An 11,190-nucleotide genomic window follows, 5' to 3' on the forward strand; every position below is an offset into this window, starting at 1 on the left:
CACCCGAGCAGGACGAGACCGGAGCCCCCTCACACCTCACGGTGGGTGGAGATGGTGTCTGCTAGGCCGCGTAGCACGGGGTACACGAGCACGATGCCGATGGAGCCCCACACGAGTCCGGTCAGGCGCAGCGCTCCCAGCGACAACGTCAGGTCGCCGACTCCGGCGACGAGGGCGGTGCCGAGCACGGTGAGGTTGACGGGGTCGGCGAAGTCCACGCCCGCTTCGCTCCAGATCCGCACGCCGACGAGCGCGAGCACGCCGACGACGACGAACAGCGCTCCGCCGAACACGCCCAGCGGCATGGTGCTGATCAACGCGCTCAGCTTGGGGCAGAACGCGAGGAGCACGGCGCCGACGGCGGCGATCATGCACGCCGCGGTCGAGTAGACCCGTGCCGCGGCCATCACGCCCACGTTCGGGGCGTTGCTGCTGAGCGCCGAGCCGCCACCGGCGCCGGCCAGGGCGGTGGCGAGGCCGCCGCCGATGAGCGCGTCGCCGACTTGGCCGTCCAGGTTCCGCCCGCTCATCGCGGCCACGGCTTTGACGTTGCCGACGAGTTCGGCGAGCACGACCAGCACCATGGGCGCCACGAACGGCACCGCGGACAGGTGCAGCTGCGGGCTGACGAGTTCGGGCAGCCCGAACCAGGGCGCGCGGGCGACGGCGTCGAGCCGGGCCGGGTCGACCTGCCCGAGCAGGGCGGCGCTGATCCAGCCGCCGAGCACGCCCAGCAGCACGGCGAGCCGCCGCGACATCCCGCGGCTGAGCACGGTCGCGAGCACCACGATCACCAGGGTGATGGCGGCGGGCACGGGCTGGACGCCGAACGAGGACACGGCTTGCGGCGCGAGGCTCAAACCGATCATCAGCACGATGCCCCCGGTGACGACCGGGGGCATCGCCGTTTCCAGCAGGCGCACGCCGAGCGCTTTGACCGCCACCCCGAAGGTGCACACGACCAAGCCGACCATCATGATCGCGCCGAGCAGCGCGCCTTGGCCGGCGCCGCCGTGGTCGACGGCGGCGCCCATCGGCACCACGAACGCCACGGAGGCGCCCAGGTAGGCGGGGACCCGGTTGCGGGTGATGAGCAGGAAGAGCAGCGTGCCGAGGCCGGACAGCAGCAGTGTCGTGGAGGCGGGGAATCCGGTCAGCAGCGGCACGAGCATGGTGGTGCCGAACATGGCGATCAGGTGTTGCAGGCCGAAGCCGACGGTCAGCGGCCAGCTGAGCCGTTCGCCGGACCCCACGACCGCTTCGTCCACCAGCTGACGACCGTCGCCGTGCACGGTCCACAACGCCACAGTGCCCTCCCCGACTTTCCCCTCCCCGGGGAAACGTTGCCACGTAACGTAGCGACAGTGGGAAGATTACTATTCGGCATCACATAATCAACCCGTCATGGGCTCATTCGAGTGAAAAATGGGTCACGCGTACTGACGTGGAGTCATCAGGGCGTCGTGCTTGACCGGTGCTTTCGTCACTGGCGGGACGAGTCCGCGGTCCCGCTCCCCCAGCCCAGCTCGTGCAGCGCGGTGGCGAGCCCGGCCAACCTGTCCGTGGCGTCCTGCACCGCGTGGCGCTGCTCCGGCGCCCCGCTGGCCGCGACCGCGCGTCCCGCGGCGGCGACCAGGTAGCGGTAACCCTCGATGCCTTCGTCGAGTTCGTCGCGCAGGCGTTTCGCGTCGGCGCGCAGCTCGTCCTGCTCGGTCGCGGGCACGTGCGGCAGCGCCGCTTCCACCGCCTGCAACCGGGAAGCGACCTCGCGCAGCGCCGTCGCGGCCCGGTTCGCGGTGGCGCGAGCATCGTCGGCTTCGGCGAAACCGTCCGCGGTGAGCTGCGTCAACGCCTGGTGCATGCTCTGCTCGGCGTCGCGCAGCAACCGCATGGGTTCGCGCGCCCGCGAGCCGCTCGGCGGCAGTTCCACGGGTTCCGGCGCCGGTTCCGGCAGCGGCGCCTTGAGCAGCCGCCGGTAGCGCCGCCATTCGGCGAACGAACCGAACGCGGCCGCGACGGCGACCCCGCCGAGGCCGAACGCGGCGACGTCGAGCGAGGTCTCCAGCACGCCCGGGGCCACCGGGATGCCGAACTGGTGCGGCGCGAACGACACGTACGCGCCGGCACCGAGTCCACCCGTGCTCACCACCCCGGCGGTGGCGTTCTGCCGTGCGCGCTTGCGCTTGCGCAGCAGCCGCGCACGGGGATCCCGCCACTGGGCGAGCTTGCGGCGGACCTGGCCGACGACGGGGCCGCGCAGCTCACGCAGCGCGGCCTCGCCCCATTCCGCGAGTTCGTTCTTCCGCGGCGGCATCGTCTCGGCCGATCAGGCCTGGCCGGTCTGCGGGTTCTGCTGCTGCTGCGGGCGGGTGGCCGGCTCGGCCACGTCCCCGCTGGCCTGCTGTCCCCCGGTGACCTGCTGCTGGCCGCCGCCCATCGAGGCGCGGAGCTGCTCCAGCCGGTTGGCGCCCGCGGCGTCGACGGAGGCCTGCTGGACCTCCATCATCCGGCCCTGCACGCTGTTCTGCGCCAGCTCCGCCTCACCGAGCGCGGTCGAGTAGCGCTTCTCGATCTTGTCGCGGACCTCGTCCAGCGACGGCGTGGTGCCGGGCGCGGCCATGTCGCTCATCTGCTTGAGCGAGTTCGACGCCTGCTCCTGCATCTTCGCCTGCTCCAGCTGGCTGAGCAGCTTCGTGCGCTCGGCGATCTTCTGCTGCAGCATCTGCGAGTTGCGCTCGACGGCCTGCTTGGCCTGCTCGGCGGACTGCAGCGACTGGTCGTGCAGCGACTTGAGGTCTTCCACCCCCTGCTCGGCGGTGACGAGCTGGCTCGCCAGCTGGCTGGCGGTCTCCTCGTACTTCTGCGCCTTGGCGACGTCGCCTTCGGCGCGCGCCTGGTCGGCCATCACCAGGGCCTGCCTGGCCGAGGACTGCAGCTTTTCGACTTCGCCGAGCTGGCGGTTGAGCTTCATCTCAAGCTGCCGCTGGTTGCCGATCACCGAGGCCGCCTGCTGGGAGAGTGCCTGGTGCTGGCGCTGCGCATCCTCGATGGCCTGCTGGATCTGCACCTTCGGGTCGGCGTTCTCGTCGATCTTCGACGAGAACGACGCCATCAGGTACTTCCAGAACTTCACGAACGGATTGGCCATCTCCTCCGCCTGCCTTCTCTCCTGCCGGTGCTGCCCGTGCGCGTTGTGCGACCGCCGCGAACCTCGACCCGACGTCTGAGGTCCGGCGCGAGCCGGCTTCAGCCACGTCGTGTCCTGTCCTCATGATGCCGCCGCACCCATCGTGTCAGGGCGCGGTGTCCGGTTCCACCAGGATGCGTAGATCTCCGGGAATTTCCCCCGGGGACCACGAACGGTCACGACATGATCGAACCAGCACCGCCACCCGAGCTTTCGCCCGGGTGGCGGCCACGGTCCGCACGGTCCACCTGATCAACGCGGCGGAGCCCCGAGAGGTTCCTTCAGGCCGCGACCACCACGCCGCCGGAGCTGCGCAGCGGCGGGCTGATCCGCTGGCTGAGCACCGGCTGCAACCGGTGTTCCTCGGTGAGGTCTTCGCTGGAGAGCTGCGCGTCGATTCCCGCTGCCTCGGTGTCGGCGAAGTCGGCGCCGGACAGGTCGGCTTCGCTGAGGTCGGCCCCCATCAGGCTCGGCACCAGGCGACCACCGTCGAAGTCCGCGGTCCGCTGCTCGACCATCGCCGGGGCGAGCACGGAGCCCGAGCCGTCGAGGTCACCGGCGACCGTGACCAGCAGTTCCGGCAGTGGCAGGTCCAGCGCGCCGCAGATCGAGGACAGCAGCTCGCTCGACGCTTCCTTGCGCCCCCGCTCCACCTCGGAGAGGTAGCCGAGGCTCACCCGGGCGGCGCGCGAGACATCTCGCAGCGTACGAGACTGAGCGGTCCGGGCGCGGCGCAGCCTTTCACCGACTGCTTCCCGCAACAACACGGTCATCGCGCGCCTCCCTCCTTCGTCGCTTACATCGTGCGCTACGCGTCAACGCCCCCTACGTTACTCATCGCGACGCGGTTTACGAGAGCGATCACCCTCTAATCCGCCGAGGGCGAACGTCCGCGCACCGGCGCGCAAGCGCGAATCGGTGACGATTCCGCAGCACTGGGCCGTCTGGACACTCCGCACCCTCAACGAAGAATCGTGGCGAAGTGTTCCAACGCCACTCGAACGGCCGCCGTCCGCACGGCCGCGCGATCACCGTCGAGCCTAGTGGAGAGCACGGTGGTGCCGGTCGCTCCCGCGAATCCCAGGTGCACGGTGCCCGGCGCGGCCCCGTCCTGCGGGTCCGGTCCGGCGACCCCGGTCAGGCCCACTCCCCAGGTGGCCCCGCAGCGCTCGCGCGCTCCGGCCGCGAGCTGCTCGGCCACCTTCGGCTGCACCGCGCCACCGGCCGCCAGCAGCGCGGGGTCGACCCCGGCGAGGTCGGACTTCAGGTCGGTGGCGTAAACGATCAGCCCGCCGCGCACGACGGCGCTGGCGCCGGGCACGTCGGTCAGCACGACCGCCAGCAGTCCCGCGGTCAAGGATTCGGCCGTGGCGACGGTCTCGCCGCGACCGCGCAGCAGTTCCAGCACGTCGGCCGCGCCGGCGGTCGAGCCGGTCACGAGCGCGTCGCCGTCGTCCGGCGGCCTTGCGCCCGCAGCCGCACGGCCTGCACCACGTAGTCCACTCCGGTCACCACGGTGACCAGCACCGCGGCGCCCATCACGATCCAGCGCACCGGTTCGATCAGCCCGCCGAGCGGCACCAGGTACGCGGTGATCGCGATGGCCTGCAGCAGGGTCTTGAGCTTCCCGCCGCGGCTGGCGGGGATCACGCCGTGGCGGATCACCCAGAACCGCAGCAGTGTGACGAACAGCTCCCGCGCGATGATCAGCAGCGTGACCCACCACGGCAGGTCGCCGACCACGCTGAGGCCGATCAGCGCGGCCCCGGTCAGCGCCTTGTCCGCGATCGGATCGGCGATCTTGCCGAAGTCGGTGATCAGGCCGCGCTTGCGGGCGAGTTCGCCGTCGATGCGGTCGGTGATGGCGGCGACCAGGAACACGACGACCGCGGCCCACCGCCACAGCGGCTGGTGCCCGTCCTCCCACAGCAGCGCCACCAGGAACACCGGTACCAGCGCGAGCCGGGAGACGGTCAGCACGTTGGCGATGTTCAGCAGCGGCACCTGGCGGGGCTCCCCGCCTTGAGCGGGTGATCCCGAGGCCGCGCCTTCGGTCGTCATGGTGTCTCCCCGGACCGTTGCCGTTCGGGCTCGTCGCCGATGGGGCGCACCACGAGGTCGACGCCTTCGCTGGCGATCACCCGGCAGTGCAGCACGTCGCCCACGGCGACCGTCCCAGGATCAGTGACGAGGCATTCGCCGTCCACCTCCGGGCCCTGGTGCTCGGCGCGCCCGGCGCAGCCGTCCTCGTGCTCGGTGTCGCGTTCGATCAGCACCCGGACCTCGCTGCCGATGCGGTCTTCGGCGCGCTGGTCGGTGAGTTCGTCGACGAGCGCGGACATCGCGGCGACGCGTTCGGCGACGACGTCCTCGTCGAGCTTGCCGTCGAAGCCTTCGGCTTCGGTGCCGTCCTCGTCGGAGTAGCCGAACACGCCGACGGCGTCGAGCCGGGCGCGGGTGAGGAAGTCGCGCAGTTCCGCGAAGTCCTCCTCCGTCTCGCCGGGGAAGCCGACGATGACGTTGCTGCGGATCCCGGCTTCGGGCGCGAGCTCGCGGATCTGGTCGATGAGCCCGAGGAAGGATTCGGTGGAGCCGAAACGCCGCATCCGGCGCAGCACGGTTTCGCTGGCGTGCTGGAAGGACAGGTCGAAGTAGGGCGCGACGCCGGGCGTGGTGGCGATGGCGCGGACCAGGCCGGGCCGGGTCTCCGCGGGCTGCAGGTACGACACGCGCACGCGGTCGATGCCGTCGATGCCCGCGAGCCGGGGCAGCAGGGTCTCCAGCGCGCGGGCGTCGGAGAGGTCCTTGCCGTAGGAGGTGGAGTTCTCGCTGACCAGGAACAGCTCGCGCACGCCCTGGGTGGCCAGCCAGGCCGCTTCCCCGAGGACTTCGTCGGGCTTGCGGGACAGGAAGGAGCCGCGGAAGGCGGGGATGGCGCAGAACGTGCACCGCCGGTCGCAGCCGGAGGCCAGCTTCAGCGAGGCGACGGGGGCGTCGTCCAGCCTGCGGCGCGTCACCCGCGTCGAGGGCACCCAGCCGTGGCCGGGCACCGCGACCTCGGCCGCGGCGGCGGGTCGTTCGACCGGGGTGATCGGCAGCATGGTGCGCCGGTCCCGCGGCTGGTGCGAGGCGAGCGGGCGGTCCTCGATCACGTCGTCGAGCCGCTCGGCGAGCTGCGCGTAGTGGTCGAAGCCGAGCACCGCGTCCGCTTCGGGCAGCTGGTCGGCGAGTTCCTGCCCGTAGCGCTCGGCCATGCAGCCCACCGCGACGACCTTCGCGCCGGTGTCGGCGGCGGCCAGCAGCGTGTCCACCGAGTCCTTCTTCGCCGATTCGACGAAACCGCAGGTGTTGACGACCACGACGTCCGCGGAGTCCTCACCGTCGACCAGGTTCCAGCCGCGCTCGTGGAGGTTCCCGGCGAGCTCTTCGGAATCGACTTCGTTGCGCGCGCATCCCAGAGTGACCATGGACACTCGGCGCGGTGTGGACCCAGCAGGCATGACCCGAGGTTAGCCGTCGCCCTGAGCCCCGCTGCGCCCGCGCCCGGTCAGCGCTGCAGCAGGACGTCGACGGGGATCTCCGCGGCCACGTCCCCCGGCAGCTTCAACGTCTCACCGGAGGCGTAGGTCGCGGCGCTGCGGTACTCGCCGCCCTCCGGACGCCACAGCACCTTCGCCTCGCGGTGGCGCCGGTCGCCGATGAGGTACACGGGGATTCCGGCCCGCGCGTAGGCCTCGGGCTTGATCCGCAGATCGTCCTCCCAGTTCGAGGAAGTGATCTCGACGACCAGGTGGAACACGTCGGCCGGGTACTGACCACCGGGCTTGCGGTGGTCGCGGAAGTCCTCGTCGACCACGGAGAGGTCCGGTAGCGCGTAGTCACCGGGCCCGTCGGGCAGCGCGACGCCGATGTTCTGGAGCACCTCGAACTGATCTTCTTCGACCGAGGCACGGTCCAAGATGCGCATGAGCCTGGTCAAGGCGACCGCGTGGCCGCCGTCGGGAGGTGGAGTCACGACGACCCTTCCGCTGATCGCTTCGATCCGGAAGCCGTCCAGCTCGGGGTTCCGCCACAGCCGCTCTGCGGTCTCGCGCGCGGTAGGGGTCTCGTCCGAGCACTCCGGGGATTCCGGGTGGCGGTCGTGCGTTCTGCGTTCAGGCATCGTGGCGGTCATCCCCCACCTCCTGGTTCGAGCCTAGCGCACAGCACCACCGTCGGTAACGATCATATCACTGTGCGAAGTCGGCCGATTACCGTGTGCAGCCCAAGGGCACGTCGACTCCAGCGTGCCGGAAAGGTAGCATCTTGACCATGCATGATTATGCGGCCGAGGTGATATCGATTCGGCGGGCACGGGTGGGGGACGTCCGCGGGATCAAAGCCCTGGTCGACTCGTACGCGGGCAAGGTGCTGCTGGCCAAGGAACTCGTGACGCTCTACGAGCACGTCCAGGAGTTCTGGGTCGCCGAGCTCACCGCGCCCGACGGCCCGCCCCGCGTGGTCGGCTGCGGCGCCCTGCACGTGCTGTGGGAGGACCTCGCCGAGATCCGCACCGTCGCGGTCGATCCGGCGGCCCGCGGTCACGGCGTCGGCCACCGCGTGGTCGGCCGTCTCGTGGAGCTCGCCGTCGAACTCGGCCTGACCCGCGTCTTCGTGCTCACCTTCGAGACCGCGTTCTTCCAGCGCCACGGCTTCGCCCCGATCGACGGCGCCCCGGTCTCCCCCGACGTCTACGACGAGATGCGCCGCTCCGCCGACGAGGGCGTCGCCGAATTCCTCGACCTCCCGTACGTCAAACCCAACACCCTCGGCAACACCCGAATGCTCCTCGAACTCCCCACCTGACGAGCCTCACGTGTCGGATCCGCACCGCGATCAGTGTCGCGGCGGTCGGCTTCAGAACAGGTCCGCGACGGCGGCGTTGGTCTTGGTCGGGTCTTCCAGCCAGAGTTCGTGGGTGATGTCGTCCAAGCGGCGGACGTCCCAGCCGAGGCGTTCCAGGTCGGCCGCCAGTTCCGGGGGCACGACCGCGTCGCCTTCGGCGGAGAGCAGCACGGTGCTGGGCACGGCGGGCGCCGCGGGGACGAACGGGTGGTGGGCGATGTCCCGGTACACCTCGCCGATCATGCGCCGGTCGAACTTCCGCTTGGCCTGCGCGGTGAGTTCGCGGGTGCGCGGGGTGTGCGCCGCGGCGGCCTGCTGCTGGTGGCCGCGGCGGGCGAGGGCGCTGATCACGAGGCTCAGCGTCGGGGCCGCCCAGAACAGCCGGGCGCGCCAGCCGCTCGTGGGCAGCGCCAGCTGGAACCCGGGGTCCAGGTACAGCGCGTACCGGGGTGCGAGCGCTTCGACCGCGCGGGGCACGATCGAACCGCCCAGCGAGTGGCAGGCCAGCACGTCCAGGCCCGTCGGCAGCGTGTCGACGAGGTCCGCGGCGAAGTCGTCGATCAGGTAGGAGTCGCCGCGCGGGCTGTCCCCGTGGCCGCGCAGGTCGACCGCGATCACGGTGTGCTCGCCACCGTCGACCAGCGGCGCGGCGAAGTCGTGCCACAGCTCGCCGGACTGCCCCAGGCCGTGCACCAGGCCGACAGTGCTGGGTCCGTCGCCGAACGTCGTCGTGTTGAGCTTCATCGCCGTCCGTCTCCGCAGGTGATCGACACCGAGCCTAGGCGGCGGCGTGGCGCCGTCCCCGAGACCACCGGGCACCCGTCGGCGGCACGTCATCCGAGCTTCATGCGGCGAAAACCCGCCTGATCCCGCGCGTACCTCGCGAAACGGCTATAACACCGGTGTTGATCCTTGCAGGCCCCACCCTGATCACGAGGAGATCCCGTGTTCCGTTCCGCCACTTCCCGCCGCGGTCTCGTCGCATCCGTCGCCGCGGGCGCCGCGATGCTGCTGTCCGTCGGCACCGCCCACGCCGACCTCTCCGATGACGAGTTGCAGCAGGTCACCGACCAGTACCTGTTCGAGACCTCGTTGAGCGACTTCATCGACCTGCGCTCCGAGCAGCCGCACTCCGGACAGCTGGACTGGTCGTCGGACAGCTGTTCCTGGTCGCCGGACGAGCCGCTGGGCTTCGACTTCTCCACCAGCTGCGACCGGCACGACTTCGGCTACCGCAACTACAAGGCGCAGGACCGGTTCTCCGAGGACAACCGGTTGCGCATCGACGACAACTTCAAGGCCGACATGTACTCGGGCTGCGATGACGACTCGACGTGCAAGGCGGCGGCGAACGTCTACTACGAGGCCGTGCGCCAGTTCGGCAACATGAGCACGTCCACGTCGTCGGCCGTCGAGCAGGCCGAGATCAAGCCGGTGCACGCCGAATCCGGCCAGGTCGTGGGCTTCGAGGGCAAGACGCGCACCGGGGAGACGATGCGCTTCGACTCCTGATCCGATTCGCCGATGCGGGCGCGGTCACCGGTTCCCGGTGGCCGCGCCCGTTGCCGTCGGACGGTTTTTCGCCGCCACCGCGCTGGGTAATGTCGCCCGCGTCCGGCGATGACGACGTAGAGGAGACGGTGCTCGATGGTGCGGCGGCAGATTCCACGCTGGTCCGAGTTGCGCCCGCTGCTGCGGGTGGAACCGCCGAAGTTGAACCCGACGCAGCGGCGGCTGTCGCAGGCGCACACCATCGCGGACCTGCGGTCGATCGCGCGGCGCCGCACCCCGCGCGCGGTGTTCGACTACACCGACGGCGCGGCGGAGAGCGAGACGAGCCTGCGACGAGCCAGGCAGACGTTCAGCGAGATCGAGTTCCACCCCTCGGTGCTGCGCGACGTGTCCACTGTGGACACGAGCAGGACGATCCTCGGGAAGCCCTCGGCGATGCCGTTCTCGTTGGCCCCCACAGGGTTCACGCGGATGATGAACCACGAGGGCGAGCCCGCGGTGGCACGGGTGGCCGAGCGCGCCGGCATTCCCTACGGCCTGTCCACGATGGGGACGACGTCCGTGGAGGACCTCGCCGCGGCGGCGCCGGGCGCGCGCAAGTGGTTCCAGCTCTACGTGTGGCGCGACCGCTCCGCGGGCCTGGAACTGGTGCGCCGGGCGAAGGAGGCCGGGTACGAGGCGCTGATGCTCACCGTGGACACGGCGGTCGCGGGCGCGCGGATGCGGGACGTGCGCAACGGTTTGACGATTCCGCCGTCGCTGACGGTGAAGACGATCGCCGACGGCGCGCTGCACCCGGCGTGGTGGATCAACCTGCTCACCACGGAGCCGTTGCGGTTCGCGTCGTTCACCCGCTGGGAGGGCACCGTCGCCGAGCTGATGAACGAGATGTTCGACCCGTCGCTGAGCTTCGCCGACGTGGAATGGCTGCGGGAGATCTGGGACGGCCCGCTGATCATCAAGGGCCTGCAGAACGCGGCGGACGCGAGCAAGGTCGTGGAGCTCGGCGCGGACGCGGTGATCCTCTCCAACCACGGCGGCCGCCAGCTGGACCGGGCGCCGACGATGCTGGAGCTGCTGCCGCGGGTGCGCGACGCGATCGGGGATCGCGGCGAGATCATGCTGGACACCGGCATCCTCAACGGCGCCGACATCGTGGCGGCGGTGGCGCGCGGCGCCGATTCCTGCCTGGTGGGCCGCGCCTACCTGTACGGCCTGATGGCGGGCGGTGAGCGCGGTGTCCAACGAGCCGTCGACATCCTGCGCACGGAGATCGAGCGCACGATGCGCCTGCTCGGCGTGGACTCCCTGACCAAGCTCGACGACTCGTACGCGACCTTGCGCCCCCACTGAGGATCACGCGTCAGCGGCGAAGCCGTGCCCTGGGCGGGCGAAGCCACACCTGCCTCACGGCGAAGCCGTGCCTTGGACGAGCGAAGCGAAGTCTGCCTTGCGGCGAAGCCGTGCCTGGATTCGCGAAGCGAATAGCCCACGTCGAAAAGCCGCTCACCGGCGGGTTCTCAGCGTTCTTCTCGCGAGGACAGCTTTTTCCCTCGTGGCGGAGCCACTTGGGAAAAAGATCCCGCAGCGAGAAGAACGCTGAGGTT

At 70.5% G+C, this 11,190-nt stretch carries 12 protein-coding genes; 3 read left to right on the top strand and 9 right to left on the bottom strand.

What is annotated here, in order from left to right; translation table 11 throughout:
• Positions 1-29: 29 nt before the first annotated feature.
• The 8 genes from ACWD38_RS04050 to ACWD38_RS04085 all read right to left on the bottom strand — a co-directional run bounded on the left by ACWD38_RS04050 (position 30) and on the right by ACWD38_RS04085 (position 7,361).
• A complete protein-coding gene (locus tag ACWD38_RS04050; RefSeq protein ID WP_184481396.1) occupies positions 30-1,307 on the bottom strand; it encodes a solute carrier family 23 protein in 1,278 nt (425 codons plus the stop codon).
• Between the two features lie 176 nt (positions 1,308-1,483).
• Positions 1,484-2,314 (bottom strand): phage shock envelope stress response protein PspM, encoded by an 831-nt coding sequence (gene pspM / locus ACWD38_RS04055; RefSeq protein ID WP_184481398.1) that lies wholly within the window; start codon positions 2,312-2,314, stop codon positions 1,484-1,486.
• 12 nt (positions 2,315-2,326) lie between these two features.
• Complete coding sequence (locus tag ACWD38_RS04060) at positions 2,327-3,148, bottom strand: PspA/IM30 family protein (protein ID WP_184481400.1); 822 nt, start codon at positions 3,146-3,148, stop codon at positions 2,327-2,329.
• A 320-nt stretch (positions 3,149-3,468) separates the two neighbouring features.
• Positions 3,469-3,960, bottom strand: coding sequence for a helix-turn-helix domain-containing protein (locus tag ACWD38_RS04065; RefSeq protein WP_184481402.1), 492 nt, complete (start codon positions 3,958-3,960; stop codon positions 3,469-3,471).
• A 188-nt stretch (positions 3,961-4,148) separates the two neighbouring features.
• Positions 4,149-4,625: a nicotinamide-nucleotide amidohydrolase family protein gene (locus tag ACWD38_RS04070; protein WP_184481404.1), complete on the bottom strand. Its 477-nt coding sequence runs from the start codon at positions 4,623-4,625 to the stop codon at positions 4,149-4,151.
• A complete protein-coding gene (gene pgsA, locus ACWD38_RS04075) occupies positions 4,622-5,248 on the bottom strand; it encodes a CDP-diacylglycerol--glycerol-3-phosphate 3-phosphatidyltransferase (protein WP_184481406.1) in 627 nt (208 codons plus the stop codon). The genes ACWD38_RS04070 and pgsA overlap by 4 nt, the downstream gene beginning before the upstream one ends.
• Positions 5,245-6,687 carry a 30S ribosomal protein S12 methylthiotransferase RimO gene (rimO, locus tag ACWD38_RS04080; RefSeq protein WP_221315901.1) on the bottom strand — a complete coding sequence of 481 codons (1,443 nt, stop codon included), beginning with the start codon at positions 6,685-6,687 and terminating at the stop codon, positions 5,245-5,247. Before rimO ends, pgsA begins: the two co-directional genes overlap by 4 nt.
• Positions 6,688-6,734: 47 nt before the next feature.
• On the bottom strand, positions 6,735-7,361 hold the full coding sequence (locus ACWD38_RS04085) for a Uma2 family endonuclease (protein WP_184481411.1): 627 nt from the start codon (positions 7,359-7,361) through the stop codon (positions 6,735-6,737).
• 137 nt (positions 7,362-7,498) lie between these two features.
• On the opposite strand from ACWD38_RS04085, the gene ACWD38_RS04090 reads away from it, so the two are divergent.
• Positions 7,499-8,032 (top strand): amino-acid N-acetyltransferase, encoded by a 534-nt coding sequence (locus ACWD38_RS04090; protein WP_184481413.1) that lies wholly within the window; start codon positions 7,499-7,501, stop codon positions 8,030-8,032.
• A 51-nt stretch (positions 8,033-8,083) separates the two neighbouring features.
• Here the strand turns inward: ACWD38_RS04090 and ACWD38_RS04095 are convergent, their stop codons facing one another.
• The gene (locus ACWD38_RS04095) at positions 8,084-8,815 is read right to left on the bottom strand and encodes an alpha/beta fold hydrolase (RefSeq protein ID WP_450123315.1); all 732 of its coding nucleotides are present in this window, start codon (positions 8,813-8,815) and stop codon (positions 8,084-8,086) included.
• 201 nt (positions 8,816-9,016) lie between these two features.
• Between ACWD38_RS04095 and ACWD38_RS04100 the strand changes: the two genes are divergently transcribed.
• Together ACWD38_RS04100 and ACWD38_RS04105 are read left to right on the top strand one after the other, a co-directional pair.
• The gene (locus ACWD38_RS04100) at positions 9,017-9,583 is read left to right on the top strand and encodes a phospholipase (protein WP_343071526.1); all 567 of its coding nucleotides are present in this window, start codon (positions 9,017-9,019) and stop codon (positions 9,581-9,583) included.
• A gap of 135 nt (positions 9,584-9,718) precedes the next feature.
• On the top strand, positions 9,719-10,936 hold the full coding sequence (locus tag ACWD38_RS04105; RefSeq protein WP_184481421.1) for an alpha-hydroxy acid oxidase: 1,218 nt from the start codon (positions 9,719-9,721) through the stop codon (positions 10,934-10,936).
• Positions 10,937-11,190: the final 254 nt, after the last annotated feature.

The organism is Saccharopolyspora sp. NPDC002578 (assembly GCF_053592695.1).

Coding starts and splice junctions, on each gene's coding strand:
- pspM (WP_184481398.1), bottom strand. CDS start 2,314: ATGCCGCCGCGGAAGAACGAACTCGCGGAATGGGGCGAGGCCGCGCTG.
- ACWD38_RS04060 (WP_184481400.1), bottom strand. CDS start 3,148: ATGGCCAATCCGTTCGTGAAGTTCTGGAAGTACCTGATGGCGTCGTTC.
- ACWD38_RS04065 (WP_184481402.1), bottom strand. CDS start 3,960: ATGACCGTGTTGTTGCGGGAAGCAGTCGGTGAAAGGCTGCGCCGCGCC.
- pgsA (WP_184481406.1), bottom strand. CDS start 5,248: ATGACGACCGAAGGCGCGGCCTCGGGATCACCCGCTCAAGGCGGGGAG.
- rimO (WP_221315901.1), bottom strand. CDS start 6,687: ATGCCTGCTGGGTCCACACCGCGCCGAGTGTCCATGGTCACTCTGGGA.
- ACWD38_RS04085 (WP_184481411.1), bottom strand. CDS start 7,361: ATGACCGCCACGATGCCTGAACGCAGAACGCACGACCGCCACCCGGAA.
- ACWD38_RS04090 (WP_184481413.1), top strand. CDS start 7,499: ATGCATGATTATGCGGCCGAGGTGATATCGATTCGGCGGGCACGGGTG.
- ACWD38_RS04095 (WP_450123315.1), bottom strand. CDS start 8,815: ATGAAGCTCAACACGACGACGTTCGGCGACGGACCCAGCACTGTCGGC.
- ACWD38_RS04105 (WP_184481421.1), top strand. CDS start 9,719: ATGGTGCGGCGGCAGATTCCACGCTGGTCCGAGTTGCGCCCGCTGCTG.